This window comes from Mesorhizobium sp. WSM4809 (assembly GCF_055811655.1).
In genome coordinates, this window is sequence record NZ_JBVVQW010000019.1 from 55,035 (window position 1) to 76,064 (window position 21,030).

Here is a 21,030-nt window from a genome sequence, read left to right on the forward strand (position 1 = left end):
ATCTGACGGATTTGGCACGAGCTTTGCGCCCTGGGGCAAGACCACGGCAGCAGCCGACGGCCATCCTATCGTCCCGCGATGGACGCAACCAACGAAGGAATTCCAATATGGCAATACCGCACCGCATCTTCGGGAGCGGGTCACGAGACGGGTGGGCTGCAGCTCGGCTGGTCGGCATCGACCTTGCTCGCGGTTTGGCAGTCTTCGGCATGTATGCCGTCCATGTGGGTCCCCTAGACCGCGAAGGAGTGGTCGGGAGTGTGATGGACTTCGCCTTTGGGCGCTCGTCCGTCCTGTTTGCCGTAATAACCGGGTTTTCGCTCATCCTGATTACCGGCCGCAACCCGCGGAAATCGACGCTAGCCGGTAGACAGGCCATTGCCAAGGTTGCAATCCGCGCCCTTATCCTGCTCGCCCTTGGCGAAATCCTCACCTATGTCAACGCGCCTGTCGCGGTCATTCTGGCATACTACGGCGTCTGCTTCCTGTTGGTCCTGCCGCTATATCGGCTCAGCGCACAGCGGCTCGGGTTGCTCGCGGCGGTGACAGCATTGGTTCTCCCGCAGGTGCGTTTCCTCCTTCTCAAAATGCTTGGCTCCGGGAGCTCAGACCCCGAGGTGTTCACCCTCCTGGTCAGCGGCACTTATCCCGCCTTGACCTGGGTTCCTTTGCTGATCGCCGGCATGGCCATTGCGCGCTTTGACCTTCGCACGCGCGCAATGCATTTGCGCCTTGGTATAGCCGGAGTCGCGCTGGCCGTGTTGGGCTTCGGAGGATCCTGGCTTGCGCTGCATTTGATGCCTGGCGTAAGCGCAGAGCTGGCAAATTTGAAAGAACTTGACGTGAGTCCTCACCACTGGTGGATGCTGGATGTGGACGAGCTCACAGCGAGTTGGCTATGGATTGCCTCGCCTCATAGTGAGACGACGTTTTGGATTTTTGGCAGCGCCGGTTGCGCAATGATCATCGTGGCGGCTTGCTCGCTTGCTATGGATGCGCTCCCGTTCGTGCGAAAGCTGGTCTCGCCAATAATCGCGGTCGGTTCGATGCCTCTGACGGCCTATCTTCTGCACATTCTGGGAATATTTATGCTTGGAAGAGCTCACTCGCTGTCCGCGTTGTTTGGCTTCATCGTGGTTGTAAGCGCTTTCGCGGTGCTTTGGCTGCGCTTATTCCCGCGAGGACCGATGGAAGCGCTGATGGGTTGGATCGCAGATCGAGCGACGCGGCGTCCGCTAGCCCGAGTTTTGGATCGACAGTGACGCTCGCCAAAGGAAGTTACCTGACCGATGGACCGATATAGCTGATAACAGAATAGCGCGCCTGCTCGGTACCATCGTGGGGTCCTACTGCCGAGCCTTGCAACTGTTGCCCTGCGCGCAGCTTTTGAGGGCACAAACACCAAGTATCCTGGCGGCATTGTGCGCGATGTGTTTAACCACCGCCGCAGAAGGTCCTTAGTTTCGGATGAACGAAGCGCTGTCGAACTCCACGATCGGAGGTTGCGAAACCAGCAAAACGCCGTTCCGGCGCTGAAGCGAAGTCGCATTGCGATGAGGCGGCGGCATGCGCAGGTGCTTGCCAAAGCTGTCGCTGTCGGTTGACCATACCGTGTCCCTGGCCTGGCAGAGCTCGTTGATGATGGGCTACCGATTCCGTACATCGCATTCGCTTGCCGTCGACAGCAAGCTGGTCAGGTCGCTCTCAAAGAGAGGATTAACGAGCTGACAGTGAGTTGACGCTTGGTAAATTCCTCTGGCGAGCGACATTCTGCGTGCGCCTTCTCTTTGGCCGGCATTCGCGCAGCCTATCGTGTGGGTTGGAATTGACATTAGGGTCATGCAGGTGTGCTGCCGGGAATGCTGTTCTCTCAGCGGCGGTTTCGTACGATGGTGGCGCGCACAAGTCGACCTACGGAGGGTCCGGCGTTTCGCGCGGAGTTCCAAATCGAGACCTGGAGGGTCGGCACCTCAAGAACGGCGCCCGGTCGCCCCCCGCTGCAAAGCGCGACCGCGCTCGCGCGGGCTGCGTAACCTGGCCAACTCCGCCCGGGCGAACGCTGATGCACTGCCCGGAGCCGCGAACGGCTATGGCCGGCGAGGCGCCCGGTAGTGGTCAAAGCCCCCTCGGCAGTAGCCCGCGATCCATGTGGCCTAGGCGAGATGACCGACAAGGTGTGGGGCAGGATCGCGCCGCGCGGCTGGTGCGGCTGCATCGCAAGCGCTGAGCTGTGGGCCTGCCCCGTCAGAGGTTAGGTTTCGGGCCGAATAAGAACACTGTGAGGGCGGCAAGGAAGGTGGCAACCGCGCTGTAGGCGAACACACTGGCGACGCCCGCATTATTCACAAGCAGTCCGCCGAAGATCGCGCCGGCCGCGATGGCAATTTGGAAGGTTGAGGTCATCAGCACACCGGCGCTTTCGGCCTGCTCGGGAACGGCGCGCAGCACCATCCAAGTCTGTACCCCCACCGGCACCGCACCGAAGCCAAAACTCCATACAGCAACCGCAATGGCCGAGGTGAAGGCCGATGCTCCAGGCATCAGCAACGAGACAGCGGCTATCGCCATGAGCAGCGGCGGCAGCGCCGCGACCGCCTTGAGGCTGTGTTTGGCCAGGAACGCGCCGGCTAAATTCCCGAAGAATCCGCATACCCCCGAAACGAGCAACAGCAGCGAGATCGTCTCGATATGGAGCGCGGGAATCATCTCGAGATAAGCCCGGACATAGGTGAAGCTGGCGAAGTGCCCAGAAGCCACCAGCAGCACCACCAAAAGCGCGACCTTGATGGTTGGCTTCTTGACCACATGCAGCAGGCCGCGGAATCCAGCCATTTCAACCGGGGGCAACGTCGGAAGGGTTACGAGTTGCACCAGCAATGTAACGGCATTGACGGCTGCGGCGATCATGAAGGTGGCTCGCCATCCCCAGATGTCGCCGACATAGGCGCCGATTGGAGGCGCGCAAACGATAGCGACCGAGACGCCGGTGAGGATGATTGATAGTGCGCGCGGCAGGAGGTGATTTGGAACCAGTCGCATCGCCAGCGATGCCGAAATCGACCAGAAGCCTCCAAGCGCAATGCCGAGCACCACGCGTGCCGCCAGGAAAGCCGGCAGCGACCACGCGACCCCTGCCAGAAGGTTGGACAGGATCTGAAGCAGCATCATGGCCCACAGGACGACTCTGCGGTCGAGGCGCTTTGTTATAAAGGCGATCGTCGGCGCCGAAATCGCCGCGGCAATCGCAGTCGCTGTCATCGTCTGTCCAGCCGCACCCTCTGTGATATGCAGATCATGCGCGAGCGGCGTCAGCACGCTGGCAGGCAAAAGCTCAGCCGCCACAAGCCCGAAGGTCCCCAGGCCAAGCGATATGACCGCGCCCCAAGCGGGACGAGACCGTCGATCCGGCTTTTCTGGGCCGTGCAGAAAAGTCTCCATGAAGCCTGTCGCGGATTTGGTCATGAAGAAGCTCGCCAGCTTGGGTGCAACGGCAACATGGGTTGGCTGCATTGACCGGCATTCAGGAGCACGTTGTTGCCGGCCCCGCACGCAGGGAATGTTCATCGCTGCCTGACATGTTGTGACAGCCGCGTGCAATATCAGTGCCGGGTTCTTCGAGCCGGAGGAGGATGTGATCGTCGGAGTCGTAGCATCACGCATGTTCCATGCCGACTTCGCGGGTCAGTCTCGAACAGCCATGCGCAATCAGCTGCCAGCACGCACGTCTGATGACCCGCGACGGGAGGCGCGCAAGCCGATCATTTACCGCCGCCTGTACGCAGGCCAAAGGTCGGCTCTGGCTCGAAGGCCCAAGTTCTTTCGGTATCGGTCTCGAAGCTGACGCCTTGTGTCGGGCATTGTCGGGTCCGCTACAGCGCTTGTTCCGACGATCACTTGTCTGGCAGCAAACACTTGTTTGTGCTCAGGCTAACTCGCGGCCAACAAACGAAAAAATCCCTGTTGGTTATCAACCAGTCAACTTGGCACGAGTCTTGAGACCCGTTCGGTCTGAGGCGGCAAGAGCTGCCCATCGGCATTCATATTGCGGCCAGCCGCGACGGATGGAACGAAGGAAGGAAATCTATAATGTCAGGTCTGCGTCAGATCGCCTTTTACGGAAAGGGCGGCATCGGCAAGTCCACCACCTCCCAAAACACGCTCGCCGCCCTGGTCGACCTCGGCCAGAGAATCCTCATCGTCGGCTGCGACCCTAAAGCCGACTCCACCCGCCTGATCCTGAACTCGAAGGCTCAGGATACTGTCCTGCATCTGGCGGCACAGGAAGGTTCGGTGGAAGATCTCGAGCTGCAGGACGTGCTCAAGATTGGCTACAGAGGAATCAAATGCGTGGAGTCCGGCGGCCCGGAGCCGGGCGTTGGCTGCGCCGGCCGAGGCGTCATAACATCGATCAACTTCCTCGAGGAAAACGGCGCCTATGACGATGTCGACTATGTCTCCTACGACGTGCTGGGCGACGTGGTTTGCGGCGGTTTCGCGATGCCGATCCGCGAGGGCAAGGCGCAGGAAATCTACATCGTCATGTCCGGGGAGATGATGGCGCTTTATGCCGCCAACAACATCGCCAAGGGCATCCTGAAATATGCGCATTCGGGTGGCGTGCGGCTCGGCGGCCTGATCTGCAACGAACGTCAAACCGACCGTGAGCTCGACCTCGCTGAAGCCTTGGCTTCCAGGCTCAATTCCAAGCTCATCCATTTCGTGCCGCGCGACAACATCGTCCAGCACGCCGAGCTCAGGAAGATGTCAGTTATCCAGTATGCGCCGGATTCCAAGCAGGCCGGAGAGTACCGCGCGCTGGCCGAGAAGATCCATGCCAATTCTGGCCAGGGCACCATCCCGACGCCGATCACCATGGAGGAGCTCGAGGACATGCTGCTCGACTTCGGCATCATGAAAACCGACGAGCAGATGCTTGCCGAGCTGCAGGCCAAGGAAGCGGCCAAGACGGCCGCCCAGTAACGACCGATATTGGTCGCCTCTCGAGTTGGGGCGCCTTGCCAAGAACGACGCCTCATCGGTGAGGCGTCATCAGACACCTTGAAAGGGGTCCCATGAGCCTGGAATATGAGAATGATGGTGCTCTCCATGCGAAGCTTATCGAGGAGGTGCTATCGCAATATCCCGACAAGGCGGCGAAGCGCCGCAAAAAACACCTGAGCATCGCAAAGAGCGGGGATGAGGCTGGCGGGGAAAGTGAGATCCTTTCCGAATGCGACGTCAAATCGAACATCAAGTCCATCCCCGGGGTGATGACAATCCGTGGCTGCGCCTATGCCGGCTCAAAGGGCGTGGTCTGGGGCCCAGTCAAGGATATGGTCCATATCTCGCACGGCCCCGTCGGCTGCGGCCAATATTCCTGGTCACAGCGCCGCAATTACTATGTGGGCACAACGGGGATCGACACATTCGGGACAATGCAGTTCACCTCCGATTTTCAGGAGAAAGACATTGTCTTCGGCGGTGACAAGAAACTGGAACAGATCATCGACGAGATCGAGGTGCTGTTTCCGCTGAACAACGGCATCACCGTGCAATCCGAATGCCCGATCGGTCTCATTGGTGATGACACTGAGGCAGTTTCTCGCAAGAAGGCCAAGGAGTACGAAAAAACTATCGTGCCGGTGCGCTGCGAGGGCTTCCGCGGCGTCTCGCAATCACTCGGCCACCACATCGCCAATGACGCGATCCGCGACTGGGTCTTCGACAAGAAGGAAGTCGACTTCGAGGGCGGTGCTTACGACGTCAACGTGATCGGCGACTACAATATTGGCGGCGATGCCTGGGCCTCGCGCATCTTGCTTGAGGAGATAGGATTGCGCGTGGTCGGCAACTGGTCGGGCGACGCAACACTGGCCGAGATTGAACGCGCGCCAAAGGCCAAGCTCAATCTCATCCACTGCTACCGCTCAATGAACTACATCTGCCGGCATATGGAGGAAAAGTATGGCGTCGCCTGGATGGAATACAATTTCTTCGGACCGTCCCAGATCGAAACCTCCCTGCGCAACATAGCCAAGCATTTCGGGCCGGAAATCGAGGACAAAACCGAGAAGGTGATCGCCAAGTACAGGCCGCTCGTCGACGCTGTGATCTCCAAGTACCGGCCGCGTCTCGAAGGCAATACCGTCATGCTCTACGTCGGTGGCCTGCGCCCACGCCACGTCATCACAGCCTACGAGGACCTCGGCATGGTCATCGTCGGCACCGGCTACGAGTTCGGCCACAATGATGATTATCAGCGCACCGCTCATTACGTAAAGAACGGCACGCTGATCTACGACGACGTTACCGGTTACGAGTTGGAGAAATTCATCGAGGGAGTTCGCCCCAACCTCGTGGGCTCCGGCATCAAGGAAAAATACCCGGTGCAGAAGATGGGCATTCCGTTCCGTCAGATGCACTCCTGGGACTATTCGGGACCCTATCACGGCTATGACGGCTTTGCCATTTTCGCACGTGACGTGGATCTTGCCATCAACAATCCGGTCTGGGATCTCTACCACGCTCCTTGGAAAGAACGCCCGCCCAGTGGGCGGGCGATAGCTGCCGAATAGACGCCCAGTCCTTGGCCCGGTCTCCCCAGATAGACCATGAAACCCCGCGAGCTTGTGAGCCTCGGGACTACCGGAAACGTCTCGACTATCTGAGCTGCGGAATGGCGCGGCCAGATTAAAAAGAGGAATACCAATGCCGCAGTCGGCCGAAAAGATTCTCGACCACGCTCCCCTGTTCCGCGAGCCGGAATACAGGCAAATGCTCGCCGAGAAGAAGCTGAATTTCGAATGTCCGCACCCGGATCAGGTCGTTACCGATCAAGGCGAATTCACCAAGACCTGGGAATACCGCGAAAAGAACCTCGCCCGGGAAGCGCTTGTGATCAATCCCGCCAAGGCCTGCCAGCCGCTTGGTGCCGTATTCGCGGCAGCGGGCTTCGAGCGGACCATGTCCTTCGTCCACGGCAGCCAGGGCTGCGTGGCCTATTACCGCTCGCACCTGTCACGCCATTTCAAGGAACCTGCTTCGGCGGTTTCCTCCTCGATGACAGAGGACGCGGCAGTGTTCGGCGGCCTGAAGAACCTGGTCGACGGGCTCGCCAACACATACCAGCTTTACGACCCCAAGATGATCGCAGTGTCGACGACATGTATGGCCGAGGTCATAGGCGACGACCTGCACAGCTTCATCCAGAACGCCAAAGACGAAAACTCGGTCCCGCGCGACTTTGACGTGCCTTTTGCCCACACGCCAGCCTTCGTCGGTAGCCATGTCGACGGCTATGACGGCATGCTCAAGGGTATTCTGGAGCACTTCTGGAAAGGCCAGCAGCGCACGGAAACCAAGGGGAGCATCAACGTCATTCCGGGCTTCGATGGATTCTGCGTTGGCAACAACCGGGAACTCAAACGTCTGCTCGATATGATGGGTGTGTCCTACACCTTCATCCAGGACGCGTCTGACCAGTTCGACACGCCGTCGGACGGAGAATACCGCATGTACGATGGCGGCACGAAGATCGAAGAGGTGAGGGGGGCACTCGACGCCGAGGCAACGCTTTCGCTGCAGCACTACAACACGCGAAAAACGCTGGACTATTGTGGGCAAGTTGGGCAGGCCACGGCTTCCTTCCATTATCCGCTCGGCGTCCAGGCGACGGACGAATTGCTGATGAAGGTCTCGGCGCTTTCCGGCAAGGAAATCCCCGAGGCAATCCGGCTGGAGCGCGGCCGACTGATTGATGCCATGGCGGATAGCCAGTCCTGGCTGCACGGCAAGAAATACGCGATCTACGGCGACCCGGACTTCGTGTACGCCATGGCCCGATTCGTCATGGAAACGGGCGGCGAGCCGACACATTGCCTCGCCACCAACGGCACCTCGACGTGGGAATCCGAGTTGAAGGAACTGCTTGCATCCTCGCCCTTCGGCAAGGACGCTCAGGTCTGGGCGGGCAAGGACCTCTGGGCTATGCGGTCGCTGCTCTTCACCGAGCCAGTGGACCTGCTGATCGGCAATTCCTATGGCAAGTATCTGGAGCGCGACACCGGCACGCCGCTGATCCGGCTGACGTTTCCGATCTTCGACCGGCACCATCATCATCGCTTTGCGCTCATGGGCTACCAGGGCGGATTGCGCGTGCTGACCGCGATCCTCGACAAGATCTTCGACAAGCTCGATCGCGAGACGAGCCAGACGGGCGTGACGGACTATTCCTATGACCTCACCCGCTAGAAGACACGGACCGGCTTTTCGCCCAGGCGGTTCATTGCCGAATTGGCTTTGCGGACTGACGCCATGAGCTCGCTCAGTGCGAAGATCCAGGACGTTTTCAACGAGCCCGCCTGCGACAAGAACCGCGGCAAGGATGCCAAGGCGCGCAAGCAGGGCTGCGCAAGGGCGCTGACGCCAGGAGCGGCGGCGGGCGGTTGCGCCTTTGACGGGGCCAAGATCGTCCTGCAGCCGATCACCGACGTTGCGCATTTGGTCCATGCGCCGCTCGCCTGCGAGGGCAATTCCTGGGACAACCGCGGTGCAGCTTCGTCCGGGCCAAGCTTGTGGCGCACCAGCTTCACGACCGACCTTACCGAACTCGAGGTGGTGATGGGGCAGGGCGAGCGGAAGCTCTTCAAGGCGATCCGCGAAATCAAGGACGCGTATGCGCCACCGGCAGTGTTTGTCTATTCGACCTGCGTGACGGCGCTCATCGGCGACGATATCGAGGCCGTCTGCAAACGCGCCGCCGAAAAATTCAGCTTGGCCGTGGTTCCGGTCAATGCGCCGGGCCTGGCCGGCTCCAAGAACTTCGGCAACAAGCTCGCCGCCGAGGCGTTGCTCGACCATGTGATCGGCACGGTGGAACCCGATGACGCCGGGCCGTACGACATCAACATCCTCGGTGAATTCAACCTCTCCGGCGAATTCTGGCTGATAAAGCCGCTCCTCGACCGGCTCGGCATCCGGGTTCGCGCCTGCATTCCAGGCGACGCGCGCTATCTCGACATCGCTTCCGCGCACCACGCCCGCGCGGCTATGGTGGTGTGCTCGACGGCCCTCGTCAGTCTAGCCCGCAAGATGGACGAGCGCTGGAGCATCCCTTTCTTCGAAGGCTCCTTCTACGGGATTTCGGACACTTCGGGGGCACTCCGCCAAATTGCTACGCTGCTGGTGAGGAAGGGGGCCGATCCGGAAATCCTGGACCACACAGAGACGCTGATCGTCGAGCAGGAGGCGATTGCATGGAAGAAGCTCGAGGCCTACCGAGCCCGCCTTCAAGGCAAGCGCGTGCTGCTCAACACGGGTGGTGTCAAGTCCTGGTCGGTCGTCCATGCGTTGATGGAGATCGGCATCGAGATCGTCGGCACCTCGATCAAGAAATCCACCGTCGAAGACAAGGAGCGCATCAAGCAGGTCCTCAAGGACGACAATCACACATTCGAGCAGATGCCAGCGCGCGACCTTTACGCCATGCTCTCTGGAGGCAAGGCCGATATCATGCTGTCGGGCGGGCGCACGCAATTCGTCGCGCTCAAGGCCAAGACGCCCTGGCTCGACATCAACCAGGAGCGCCAGCACCCGTATGCCGGATATGACGGCATGGTGGAACTCGTACGGCAGATCGACATCGCCATCCACAACCCGATCTGGGCCCAATTGCGCGAGCGCGCTCCGTGGGATTGCCCGCACCATGTGGAGGACAAACCGCCGGGCAAGAGCAACGACACCGAGAGCGTGCACGCCGTCCGGGAATTCGCTGGCAAGGCGCCGTCGAATTTGATGGACGTTGAGGAGATGCGATGACCCGTATCCTTCCCCAGACCAAATCAGCCTCGGTCAACCCGCTGAAATCGTCACAGCCGCTGGGTGCAGCCTTGGCCTTTCTCGGCATCGACGGCGCCGTGCCGTTGTTCCACGGCGCCCAGGGCTGCACCAGCTTCGCCCTCGTGCTGCTCGTGCGGCATTTCAAGGAAACGATCCCCCTACAGACCACCGCGATGGATGAAGTAACAACCATCCTCGGCGGGTCGGACAATCTGGAAGAGGCGATCCTCAATCTCAAGACCCGCACGAAGCCAAAGCTGATCGGGGTCTGCACCACGGCCCTGGTGGAAACCCGTGGCGAAGATTGCGCAGGCGATATCACCGACATCAGGCTGAAGCGGGCGGCAGAACTTGCTGGCACGGAGATTGTCCTGGCCAACACGCCGGATTTCGCCGGTGCCCTCGAAGAGGGCTGGGCCACGGCTGTCACTGCGATGATGGAAAGTATTACGCGACCTGGCGAACGGGCGCGCCAGTCGAAGAAGGTCGCAATCCTGCCCGGGTGGAACCTCACTGTGGCTGATATCGAGCATTTGCGCGAGATGGTCGAAAGCTTTGGGCTTCAATCGGTGATTTTGCCGGACCTCTCAGGCTCGCTCGACGGTACCGTGCCAGACCACTGGGTCCCGACCACCTATGGCGGTACGAGCATCGAGGATATCCGCGAGCTCGGCACGGCTGGGTACTGCATCGCCATCGGCGAGCATATGCGCCGCCCGGCCGAGGTCCTTTATAGGGCGACCGGCGTGCCTTACGTGCTGTTTCAGTCGCTGACTGGATTAAAGGGCGCCGATCAGCTCGTTTCCCTGCTGTCCTCTATTTCTGGCCAGCCTGCGCCGGCAAGTGTCCGCCGCCGACGGGCGCAATTGCAGGATGCGCTGCTCGACGGACATTTCCATTTCGGAGGCAAGAAAATTGCGATCGCAGCTGAACCAGACCAACTCTACCAATTGGCAACCTTCTTCGTCGACTTGGGCTCCGATATCACGGCGGCGGTCACGACGACCGATATGTCGAAAATTCTGGAAAAGGTACCGGCGGAGTCGATTCAGGTCGGCGATCTCGGCGACCTGGAAGCGCTTGCGGGCGGCGCTGATCTTCTGGTCACCCATTCACATGGACGCCAAGCGTCGCAACGCCTTGGCATTCCGCTCATGCGCATCGGCTTCCCCGTCTTCGACCGGCTCGGCAGCCAGCACAAGCTCTCGATCCTCTATAAAGGAACCCGTGATCTGATCTTCGAGGTTGCCAACCTGTTCCAGGCCGACCGGCGCGCGCCGACGCCTGAGGAGGTTGATCCATTCCGCAGGCGGCAAACGCCAGGTGAGCCCGATGCGTCGCCTCTCACTCGTCACTGACGAGGTTCACCGTCCGATGCGTGAACGACAAGCAGGCGCCTTGCGGGTGGCAATCGCTACTCAGGACGTCAAGCAACTCAATGCCCATTTCGGGTCGGCCAAGCGCTTTGTCATCTACGATATGACTCGCGAGGAGTGGGAGCTCGTGGAAGTCATCGAGTTCGACGACGTCTCCGACGAAACTGGGAAACATCGGGCCGAGAGGGATGACCGCATCACACCGAAGGTTGAAGCGCTGAAGGGCTGCCACCTCCTGTTTTGCCTGGCGATCGGCGGACCTTCGGCAGCCAAACTTGTTTCGGCAAAAATCCATCCGATCAAGGTGCGGCAGGCTCAGAGCATCCAGGAGGTGCTGTTTCGCACGCAGGTAATGCTCAGGAACTGCCCTCCACCTTGGCTGCGCAAGGTCCTGGCTGAAGCCGGCGTTGCGAAACAGAAACCGTCCTTTGAGGACGAAGACTGAAATGAGGAGGCGAAATGACCGACCCTGCGGTTAGCCCTGCTGTCGCCGAAGACGAGGTGGCGCTTGCCAGCCCGTTTCTCCAATGCCTCGAGCGGCTTATCCGTGCTCAGGATTCCCACGGGTCATGGGACGGCAAAGCGGACGCTGAGTTGCTGGCCGATTTCATTGTCAGCAAGGAACAGCGCCGTACGATTCCAATCATCGGCGATCCCGATCCGGACGTGCTGTGGAGGCTCGACAAGTTCTACACTGCCGTCGCCCTTGCAATCGAGGAGCGCTGCGGCCTGATGGCATCACCGATGATCGAAATGAGCCATGAGGGCTTCGGGCGCGTGCTTTTTGCCGCCGGGCGGCTGGTCGTTCTGTCCAAGACCCTGCGAGACGTCCATCGGTTCGGCTTCGAGACGTTCTGCAAACTCGCCGCGGCCGGTACGAAACTGGTCGACGAGGCAATCGCAGCCATCGAAACCTATCCCGAGGTGGCGCGTGCGTAATGGAAACGGAATTGGAGCATAGGGCTCATGATAGGTCTTGAGCGGTGCGACGGCCTCTACTCAACCGAACAGGCCGATGGGCTCTTGAGGCAGCGACGATGAAGCCACTCGTCCTGATCTGTTCGCAAGATGCCGAGTTCTATATGTTCCTTAGCCACATACTGGAGGTGGACGGCTTCGACAGTGAGCCGGCAGGCGGCGCAAAGGAAGCGCTTGCACTGGCGGACGAACGGGAATTTCAGGCCGTGGTGCTGGACTGCGGGCCAGCGAGCATATCCGGATCCCCAATCTGCTCCCGGCTCAAACAGCAGCCCCGGACCGGGGGGCTGCCCGTTATCGCCCTGATCGCGCCCGGCGCCGAGAACCAGCACCTCAGCCTCCTCAAGGCTGGGATTGACGAGAGCTTTGTGCGGCCGATCGCACCGGCCAAGCTGCTGGACTGTCTGCGGGCGAAGCTGGCGCTGCCCCTACGGGGCGAAAATGGTCTTGAAAACGGCGGCTGGCTCTCCTGTGGCGGCCTCGAGATGAAGCTCGATGCCCACCGGGTTCGCGGCAACGGCCACGACATTCATCTCGGACCCATCGAGTTCAACGTGCTGCGGCTTTTAATCAAAGCCCCCGGGAAGGTCTTCAGCCGGGACGACCTTATCCGCGCGGCCTGGCCGCCCAACATCCATGTCGGTGCACGCACCGTCGATGTCCATATCAGCCGGATCAGAAAAGCCCTTCAGGCGGCTTCGCCCGGCAGCGTCATTCGAACCGTCAGGTCGGCCGGCTACTCGCTCGATAATCCGGACGGCTAAATCACCTGCCAGGTCTGGTCCCACAGCCCTTTCCTCGCTGTGAGCCGGTTCGGCTTGAACGCCTAAACGAATACTCGGGAAGAAGCAGGCAAATGGGTTTCAAAAGCGTACTCTGCGTGACCGGCGATGACGGTTCCGATCAGGACGTCAGAACTGCCGCCGGCTTGTGTGCCGAAGTCGGCGCGCACCTTTCCGTGCTGATCCTACCGCCTCCGATGCTCCTCATGTCGTATTATCCGTCGATCGGAAATGGTGTCCCCGAGTGGCCTGTGGGATGTGGACTGGCCATTGCCCGATTGAACGATCGTTTTCGGGAGATCGATCGATTTACCCATGACATCGCGAGACTGGAAAGACGCTCCAAAGATCTTCAGAAGCTGCTGGGATCCATGTCGCTCTCATTTGACATCGACACCGACTGCTGCGATCCGGCTAGCCTGGGTGAATTGGCACGACAGCGGGCGCGCTGTTCCGATCTCACGATCATCGGACCGGGCCTTCTCAATGACGAGACTCTCGGCCCTCCTGTAGTCAATGGCTGCTTGTTCGATACGGGAACGCCGGTGCTCGTTGTGCCGAAGGGGGCTAAGGCGACCCTGTGGCCACGGCGCGTCCTGGTCGGTTGGGATTCGCGCGTCGAGGCTTCCCGTGCGGTTCGGGAAGCGCTGGGTCTCCTCTGCGTTGCTGAGGACGTTCGTGTCGCCCTGGTCGATCCGAAGGCGAACTACAACGGGAACGGCTCGGAGCCTGGAGCCGACATCGCTGACTATCTCGCTCGACACGGTGTTCGGGTGTCGGTTGACGTGTTGGCAAGTGCCGGCAAATCGGTCGCCACGGTGCTTGTGCAGCACGCAATCGACACGTCTGCCGAATTGATCGTCATGGGCGCTTATGGCAGCCGTGGATTACGTGAGCGGCTCTTTGGCGGTGTGACGAGATGGACATTCGAGAAGCCGACATTGCCGCTGTTTTTGGCGCGCTGACTCGTCCGGAGTTGCGACGACGCTGTTCGACGCTCTGCTTCTTCCCGGGTGACCTATTCTGATGCCAGCTTTAGAAGAAAGGGGACGGCGAGAAGCCCCTTGCAGGATCTGCACGCGGCGCCACCGGGAATATAACCCCTTCTTCAATTGCGCCTGCGGTTCTGCTCACCCGAGATGACACCGCACGCGCTGGGCAGGAAGATTCGTCGAACACGGCGGGATAGACGTCCAGTAACGAGAATTCGCCTCTCCGCTCGACGATGTCGGAGTTGATCAGAAATCCCGAGGTCACAAAGAAGATGTCGACCCCAACGAAACGCGCGGCTGACAGCTGACGAACCAGCATGACATAGGACAACTGAAACAACGGCGACGGCAGCTGATCGTCCTCAGAAGATCCAGCCCGTAGACCGCTCGTATCCGCTCGGAAATTGATGCAGCAGCGATTTCATGTCCGTTGCTGTTCGTAAAATTGATCGTTTTTCGATGAAGCGCATCAACGGCAAGAATCGGGGCCACCAAATGCGACTAAGGGCTCCACGCCAGATCGCGACGCGAATTCAGGTTCTACCTTCATAAGGCGGCGGACATTTAAGAACGGGCTTTCAGCCGACTTGCCGGGCGGCAAGAGCTTTCGCGGGCAGTGCGTGGACCACCACCAACATTGCCCACCAGCGCGAAATCGATGAGACCGTCCTGAGGCTTCATCAAACTGCGAAATGCCATCCGCGTTCGCCCCGGCTGGGCAATCCTGACCAACTCCGCGCGGCGAAAGCAGACCGCCGCATGATACAAAAATCCCATGATGCTGGTCATGCGGCTTGGCGTAGAGCGAGCTTCTTGTGCTCGCGCAGGTCGTCCATATTGATGTAGCGGTTGGCCTCCATCCAGTTTTCGTTGGTCTCGACGGCCAGCGCCCTGACGAGGCGTAGGCAGCTTTCGGCGTTGGGGAAGATGCGCACGACATAGGTGCGCCGGCGGATTTCCTCGTTGAGCCGCTCGAGCATGTTGGTGGACTTGAGATGTTTGTGATGCTGTCTCCGCAGCCTGAAGAAGGTCAGGGTCTGTTCGATGGCATCCTCGGCCCAGCCTGTCAGGCGTGGATAGCGAGGCGTGGCGAGCCATGCGGCGAGATCGGCCCTTGCCTCAGCGAGATCGCGCCGGTCGTAGAGCCAGCGCAACTCCTGCAGGCAGTCGTCGCCGTGCTTGCGCGGCAGTTGATCGAGCGCGTTCCTGAAGAAGTGGACGTAGCAGCGTTGCCAGGCGGCTTCCGGGATCACCTCGCCGATCGCCGCCACGAGGCCGGGCATGGTCGTCGGAGACGACCAGCTCGACACCCTTGAGGCCGCGCGCCTTCAGTGCGACGAGAAAGTCCTTCCAGGCCGAACGGCTCTCGCGATTAGCCATCTCCACAGCCAGGATCTGGCGCCGGCCGTCCCAGTCGATGCCAACCGCGGTCAGCACCGCCTGGCTCATGACGACGCCGGCTTCACGCACCTTCTCATAGCGCGCGTCGAGGATGAGGTAAGGAAACGGCTCTTGAAGGGGGCGCCTGGCAAAGGCAGCGAGGCTCTCGTCCAGCCGCTAGAGCGGGATGAGATTTATGGGAGTCGTGGGATTCCCAAATCAGCGTTGATCTGATTCAACCTTGATGCAGGGCAGGAGGCCAGCATGGATGGTTGGATACTCGATGGACCTGCGCGAACGGGTTGTTGCGGCGGTTAAGGTTGAAGGGCTTTCGCGGCGCGCGGCGGCTGCTCGATTTGGCGTCAGCTACAGCGCGGCGATCGAGTGGCTGAAGCGGGTCGAACAGACGGGCAGCGTGGAGCCCCGCCAAGTGGGCGGCTATAAGCCGAGGAAGATATCGGGAGCGTGGCGCGACTGGCTTGTCGAGCGCTGCCGGGAGAAGGACTTCACCTTGCGCGGCCTTGTGGCCGAACTCGGCGAGCGCGGCCTGAAGGTCGACTACCGCTCGGTGTGGGAGTTCGTGCACGCCGAGAAGCTGTCTCACAAAAAAAGACGCTGATCGCCAGCGAGCAAGATCGTCCCGATGTTGCGCGCCGACGGATGCAATGGGTCCTGTATCAGGACCGGATCGATCTCACCCGCCTGGTGTTCATCGACGAGACCTGGACCAAGACCAACATGGCTCCGCTCAGGGGCTGGGCGCCGGTCGGACAGCGGATCAAGGCCAAAGTGCCGCATGGCCACTGGAAGACCATGACCTTCCTGGCTGCGCTGCGCCATGATCGCGTCGAAGCGCCCTGGCTCATCGACGGGCCGATCAACGGCGAGAGGTTCCTCCTCTATGTCGAGAAGGTTCTCGTGCCCACCCTCCAGCCGGGCGACATCGTTGTGATGGACAATCTCGGCTCTCACAAAAGCAAGGCCGTTCGGCGCGCCATTCGCAAAGCCGGTGCGAAGCTCTTCTTCCTTCCCAAATACTCGCCCGATCTCAATCCAATCGAACAGCTCTTCGCCAAGCTCAAGCACTGGCTGCGAAAAGCCGCAAAGCGAACCGTCGAAGCCGTCTGCGACGCAATCGGCCAAACCCTCAATCGTGTCACTCAACACGAATGCTCAAACTATTTCGCAAACTCAGGCTATGACCGGAGATAATCTCATCCCGCTCTAGTTGATGCCCGAGATCGACGAGGCCGAGAAGGCATGGCCGCACAGCTCCTCGGTGATGGCCTTGACCTGCGGGTCGACACACCCTGCACATACATCTCGGCCAGCGTCGCCACCAAGGCCCGCTCGGAACGCTGGCAACGCTCGAACAACTCGGTGGAGAAGCGCCCGACACGGTCCTGCGGAACCCGAAGTTCGAGTTTGCCGACGCGCGTCACAAGGGTGCGGCCATAGTAACCCGAGCGATAGCCAAGCCGCTCCGGCGTGCGCTCGCTCTTCGAAGCACCCAGCGCTTCGTCCATCTCGGCCTCGAGCACCTCCTGCATCACCGCGCGGATCACTTCGTGAAATCCGTCCGGGTTCGAAAGCAGAATGTCTTTGACGGCAGTGCTGGCGGATTTATCTTCAGTCTTGGTCATGGTGCCGTTCCTTCGCGGGAATCGGTGACGTGAACAATCACCAGCCTGCCATGACCGCCCTCTCTCAGCGAATTTGCAGAACTCTCAGCACACTACCTTGGTGCGCCCCTGAAGCCGGACAGCAACAATATTACGCCACCCTGGCTTATGGCCTTGGGATTCTGCGATCAAGCCTCACCCCAGCTGTTAGCTGGATTCGGTTTGCGCTCGCCACAAGCGGGCATAGGCGCCTTCGATTGTCACCAGATCAGCGTGCTTTCCCTCCGCAACGACCCGCCCCTTGTCCAAGACCACTATTTTATCGGCGCCACGGATGGTGCTCAGTCGATGAGAGATGACGACGACAGTCTTGCCGTCCCGACGCAGATCCTCAACCACCCGCAGGACAAACGCCTCGGCGACGGCGTCGAGTGATGACGTCGCTTCATCGAGGATCAGGATCTCCGGATCCCGGTACAAAGCACGAGCCAACGCTAGGCGCTGCTTCTCGCCCCCGGAGAGGCGCACGCCGTTCTCGCCGAGATAGGCCTGGAAGCCACCCGGCCAGCGCTCGATCACATCCCTCAGCCCTGTTTGAGCGCAGATTCGATGGATTTTCTCGATGTCCGGCTCGAATTCGCCAATTGCGATGTTGTCGATGACCGAGCCCGAGAACACGTCGATCGATTGAGGCACCGCAGCGACAACCTTGCGCAGGGATACGGTCGAGAGGTCTTGGATAGCATAGGGGCCGATCCGGATGTGCCCACCGTCAAGGGGGTACACATTCTGCAGCAGCGCCGCAAGGGTGCTCTTGCCCGAGCCACTTTCACCCACAACCGCAGTCATTCCCCCGCGGGGGAAGGTGACGCTAAGATCCTGGAAAAGGTCCAGCTCCCCGCCATAGCGGAATGTGACATTCCCCAGGTTGATGTCGCCAATGCCGCATTTGGTGGCGTCGATGCCGCCACCGCTTTCCGGCTCGAGGTCGAATATATCGAACAGGCGATCTGCCGCGATGAAAGCATCCTGAACGACCCGGTTGGTCTGGATGAGGCCGGCAACCGGCCGGGTGACATAGCCCAGCAAGGTATAGCAGGACAGCAATTCCCCGGGTGTCACGGTTTGATCCAAGGCAAGCGTCGTTCCGTACCACATAAGCACGATGGTGAATAGCGTTGCAAGGAAACTCGAGGTGCTGTTTCCGAAGATCGAGATCAGGCCGGAGCTGTAGACGGAGTGCAGCATCTTGATGAAGCGGGTCTCCGTCTTACAGTTGGCAAAGCTCTTCATGCTGGAGGTCTTGATCGTGGAAACAGCACCGAGTGATTCCACCAGTTGCGTCTGCAGTTCGGCAGCGCTCTCCATCACAGCGCGCTGGCGGCCCCTATTCAGCCGGTTGATGGTCCAATAGACTGACAGGTACAAGGGGATGGAGACCGCCACGACCAAGGCGATCTTCCACGAGTAGATGAACATCAGCCCTAACGAGAACAGTATCGTTAGCACGTCGACGAACATGTTGATCGAGACGTCGTTCAGGAAGCTCCTGATCTTCACCGCGTCGTTCATGCGGGAAATGATTTCGCCCATGCGCATGCTGTCGAAGAATTTCTGAGGCAAGCTCAGGATGTGATTGTAGTAGCCGAGGATCAGCTGTACGTCGATCTTCTGCCCCGTTTGCAGGACGAGCCGGTTTCTGAGGAGATCGACCAGGATCTGCACAACCAAGATCAGCAGCATGGCGACGCTCATGAGGTTGAGCAGATTGCGGTTGCCCCCTGTAATCACATGGTCGACGATCTTCTGAACGTAAATGGCCGTCGAGAGGCCAAGGATCGTCGTCACCAGCGCCCCGACGAGAGCCTGCGCCATTGCCGCCCTGTGTGGTGCGAGCAGACGCGCGAAACGAGCTAGGGGCGAGGTGGTCTCGTCGCGGCGCTTGAAGGTGTCTGCCGGAACCAGGAGCACCAGGGCTCCAGTCCATTTCTTTTTGAATTCCTCGTGCGCCAGCTTGCGGACTTCACCATAGGCTGGGTCCATGACGGTGACCCACCTTGGGTCGACCGCCTGGATTACAACGAAGTGGTGCAGGACCTCCTTGACGATCACGTGCGCGATGGCGGGCTTGGGGATCTTGTATAGGCTGTCGAAGCCGCCCTTCACCCCCTTGGCAACAAAGCCCAGCTTCCGAGCCGCTTCCATGAGGCCCAGCACCGTGGTGCCGGAGCGGCCGGTCGAGGCATACTGGCGAATGCGCGACAATGGCAGCTTGTGGCCATAGAAGGCCGCGACAGAAGCAAGGCTGGCGGCCCCGCAATCGGTGATGTCGCGCTGCTTGAACTTGACGGCTTTGCTCGACATGGCGGCTCGCTTACTGTTTGGAAAATGAAGAATCAGTGGCCCGCCAGGAGCGGATTGAGCCAATCGTCGACCTCACTGTAGAGGAGTTGCAGGAGAGTGCGGTCGCCCAGGAGGAAGCGGGCCCGTACGGTCATGCCTTTCTTCAGGTGACCGGTGACCCCGTGCTTGAGGGCGAGATGGCGGCGCGAGAGCGCGCAGCGGACCTTGAAGACCGGGTTCCCGTCGTGGAGAATGAAGTCCTGCGCCACGTCAAGCACGGTCGCGTCAATGATGCCCGATTGATTGTAGTTGAAGGCATCCACTTGCAGACGCACCGGCTGACCGGGGCGCACAAAGCCGATGTCGCTCGGGGAAACGTAGATCTCCGCCACCAGTTCGGCGTCCGGCGAAACCCAAGCGACCGTTTGCCCGGCCTGGACATAGCTGCCTGGGCTGAGAGCTGTGAACTGCTGGAGGGCGCCCGACACGGGGGCTCGAATGCGGGTCAGATCCCGTTCGTTCTCGAGCTGATGCAAGGTGGCCGTAAGTTCATTGAGGCGCAGCCTAGTATCGAAGAGCTGCTGGCTCCATTCGGCGGCCTTGCGGCCGGCGAGGATCTCGCCCTGAACCTCAATTGTCTGGAGGGCGAGAGCCTTTTCCTCAACAGCCTTTGCAGGCGCTACAGCGGCGGAGAGCAGTCGCTTAGCACGGTCGAGTTCCGCGGCGGCATTATCGCGGGCGTTTTGGTTCTCGCGCAGCAGGTTGAGGAAATGCGCGCCCTCGGCCGTGGCGGACTCGGTCAAGAGGAGTATCGGGTCTTTGGCCGTGCCGGAAGAGATCAGGGTTTCGAGGTCACGGGCAAGATCGCTCTGTGCGCGAATTTCGCCTGTAAGCGCCCTGAGCTTTTCCTCGACGACCTTATCATCGAGGGTGAGGATCTCCTGCCCGCGGGCAACCAGATCATTCTCAGCGGCAAGGATGCCGGAGATGCGTCCCGAGAGCGGCGCCACTAGGGGCGTCTTTTCGATGGTGGGGCGAATGCTACCGGCACTTTGGACAGACACCGGTATGGTGATGAGTGGCAGCGACAGCAATGCCCCAACCACAGAGAGCACAAGTACCTTGTAGATGGCCAAAGATCGCCCTGATCGCCGAGCAAGGATGCTCTCTGCAGTGCAGTTGACCCGTTCAGAAGAAAGAGGAATCAATGAGCTATCGTCAGTATGAAGCATAGTTTTGGCAGAAATTATGTTCAATCCTTGTATCCATGGTTGACAAGCACCTCACCTATACTCGCAGCTACAAGAGCTAATAGGTTACAGCTGCCAAAAGCCAAAGGAACCCTCCCGAAATTGCAGATGCTTCTACAAGGCTCAATTCGGTTACAGCATAAGCCGACAGGTCCGTCTTCATTGTTTCTCCTTCCTTGAAGCTAAAATAGGATACGGAATCAGTGATTCCGCTCGGCGGCTTTCGCGACGTGTGCCGCCGCACAACGAGAACATCAAGAATCGTGCCAACTCGCAGAAATCTCAGAACGGCGCTTACGCATTTAGATTTACCGGCTTACTTGAGAGCGCGGCAGAACGCCGGGCCGAACATCACCGTGTCGCGAACTCGACAAACCCGACAGCAGGGGCCAACGCGAGGTACTTGGCGCTGAAGTCACGTTACCGCCCTTTCTGTCAACATGCTGTTTGAGCTGAACCTGCGATGTGTT

The 21,030-nt window shown here is 60.0% G+C and carries 16 protein-coding genes and 2 pseudogenes; 11 read left to right on the plus strand and 7 right to left on the minus strand.

The genetic code is table 11. From position 1 onward, the window contains the following. Window positions 1-107 precede the first annotated feature (107 nt). The gene (locus AC0L24_RS29395) at window positions 108-1,262 is read left to right on the plus strand and encodes a DUF418 domain-containing protein (protein ID WP_473564616.1); all 1,155 of its coding nucleotides are present in this window, start codon (window positions 108-110) and stop codon (window positions 1,260-1,262) included. Window positions 1,263-2,244: 982 nt separating this feature from the next. Here AC0L24_RS29395 and AC0L24_RS29400 read toward each other — a convergent pair. Continuing rightward, window positions 2,245-3,462 carry an MFS transporter gene (locus AC0L24_RS29400; protein ID WP_473564652.1) on the minus strand — a complete coding sequence of 406 codons (1,218 nt, stop codon included), beginning with the start codon at window positions 3,460-3,462 and terminating at the stop codon, window positions 2,245-2,247. Between the two features lie 624 nt (window positions 3,463-4,086). Between AC0L24_RS29400 and nifH the strand changes: the two genes are divergently transcribed. The 9 genes from nifH (at window position 4,087) to AC0L24_RS29445 (ending at window position 13,938) form a co-directional block, all read left to right on the plus strand. Next, window positions 4,087-4,980 carry a nitrogenase iron protein gene (gene nifH, locus AC0L24_RS29405; protein ID WP_404926324.1) on the plus strand — a complete coding sequence of 298 codons (894 nt, stop codon included), beginning with the start codon at window positions 4,087-4,089 and terminating at the stop codon, window positions 4,978-4,980. Between the two features lie 92 nt (window positions 4,981-5,072). Further along, entirely contained in the window at window positions 5,073-6,575 is a 1,503-nt protein-coding gene (gene nifD / locus AC0L24_RS29410) for a nitrogenase molybdenum-iron protein alpha chain (RefSeq protein ID WP_473564617.1), read from the plus strand. Between the two features lie 133 nt (window positions 6,576-6,708). After that, on the plus strand, window positions 6,709-8,250 hold the full coding sequence (gene nifK, locus AC0L24_RS29415) for a nitrogenase molybdenum-iron protein subunit beta (protein ID WP_473564618.1): 1,542 nt from the start codon (window positions 6,709-6,711) through the stop codon (window positions 8,248-8,250). Window positions 8,251-8,313: 63 nt separating this feature from the next. Beyond that, the gene (nifE, locus tag AC0L24_RS29420) at window positions 8,314-9,816 is read left to right on the plus strand and encodes a nitrogenase iron-molybdenum cofactor biosynthesis protein NifE (RefSeq protein WP_473564619.1); all 1,503 of its coding nucleotides are present in this window, start codon (window positions 8,314-8,316) and stop codon (window positions 9,814-9,816) included. Continuing rightward, a complete protein-coding gene (nifN, locus tag AC0L24_RS29425) occupies window positions 9,813-11,195 on the plus strand; it encodes a nitrogenase iron-molybdenum cofactor biosynthesis protein NifN (RefSeq protein ID WP_473564620.1) in 1,383 nt (460 codons plus the stop codon). Before nifE ends, nifN begins: the two co-directional genes overlap by 4 nt. Further along, window positions 11,161-11,658, plus strand: a complete 498-nt coding sequence (gene nifX / locus AC0L24_RS29430) for a nitrogen fixation protein NifX (protein WP_473564621.1) — start codon at window positions 11,161-11,163, stop codon at window positions 11,656-11,658. Before nifN ends, nifX begins: the two co-directional genes overlap by 35 nt. Before the next feature lie 14 nt (window positions 11,659-11,672). After that, on the plus strand, window positions 11,673-12,152 hold the full coding sequence (locus tag AC0L24_RS29435; RefSeq protein ID WP_473564622.1) for a NifX-associated nitrogen fixation protein: 480 nt from the start codon (window positions 11,673-11,675) through the stop codon (window positions 12,150-12,152). Between the two features lie 98 nt (window positions 12,153-12,250). Beyond that, window positions 12,251-12,955, plus strand: coding sequence for a response regulator transcription factor (locus tag AC0L24_RS29440; protein WP_473564623.1), 705 nt, complete (start codon window positions 12,251-12,253; stop codon window positions 12,953-12,955). A 92-nt stretch (window positions 12,956-13,047) separates the two neighbouring features. Continuing rightward, window positions 13,048-13,938 (plus strand): universal stress protein, encoded by an 891-nt coding sequence (locus tag AC0L24_RS29445; protein WP_473564624.1) that lies wholly within the window; start codon window positions 13,048-13,050, stop codon window positions 13,936-13,938. 70 nt (window positions 13,939-14,008) lie between these two features. On the opposite strand, the gene AC0L24_RS29450 is transcribed toward AC0L24_RS29445, so the two are convergent. The 3 genes and pseudogenes from AC0L24_RS29450 to AC0L24_RS29460 all read right to left on the minus strand — a co-directional run. Continuing rightward, complete coding sequence (locus AC0L24_RS29450) at window positions 14,009-14,296, minus strand: hypothetical protein (protein WP_473564625.1); 288 nt, start codon at window positions 14,294-14,296, stop codon at window positions 14,009-14,011. A 233-nt stretch (window positions 14,297-14,529) separates the two neighbouring features. Next, the gene (locus tag AC0L24_RS29455) at window positions 14,530-14,754 is read right to left on the minus strand and encodes a hypothetical protein (protein ID WP_473564626.1); all 225 of its coding nucleotides are present in this window, start codon (window positions 14,752-14,754) and stop codon (window positions 14,530-14,532) included. Further along, window positions 14,751-15,522 (minus strand): annotated as a pseudogene (locus AC0L24_RS29460) (IS256 family transposase); the annotation flags it as partial. The pseudogene AC0L24_RS29460 and the gene AC0L24_RS29455, both read right to left, overlap by 4 nt. Before the next feature lie 91 nt (window positions 15,523-15,613). Here AC0L24_RS29460 and AC0L24_RS29465 point away from each other — a divergent pair. Beyond that, a protein-coding gene (locus AC0L24_RS29465) for an IS630 family transposase (RefSeq protein ID WP_473564653.1) occupies window positions 15,614-16,557 on the plus strand; the annotation gives its coding sequence in 2 pieces (ribosomal slippage) (window positions 15,614-15,950 and window positions 15,950-16,557; 945 coding nt in all). Between the two features lie 15 nt (window positions 16,558-16,572). On the opposite strand, the pseudogene AC0L24_RS29470 reads toward AC0L24_RS29465, so the two are convergent. The 3 genes and pseudogenes from AC0L24_RS29470 to AC0L24_RS29480 all read right to left on the minus strand — a co-directional run. Continuing rightward, a pseudogene (locus AC0L24_RS29470) lies at window positions 16,573-16,988 on the minus strand (transposase); the annotation flags it as partial. 186 nt (window positions 16,989-17,174) lie between these two features. Further along, entirely contained in the window at window positions 17,175-19,331 is a 2,157-nt protein-coding gene (locus AC0L24_RS29475; protein ID WP_473564628.1) for a peptidase domain-containing ABC transporter, read from the minus strand. Between the two features lie 32 nt (window positions 19,332-19,363). Next, window positions 19,364-20,446: an HlyD family secretion protein gene (locus AC0L24_RS29480; protein WP_473564629.1), complete on the minus strand. Its 1,083-nt coding sequence runs from the start codon at window positions 20,444-20,446 to the stop codon at window positions 19,364-19,366. Window positions 20,447-21,030: the final 584 nt, after the last annotated feature.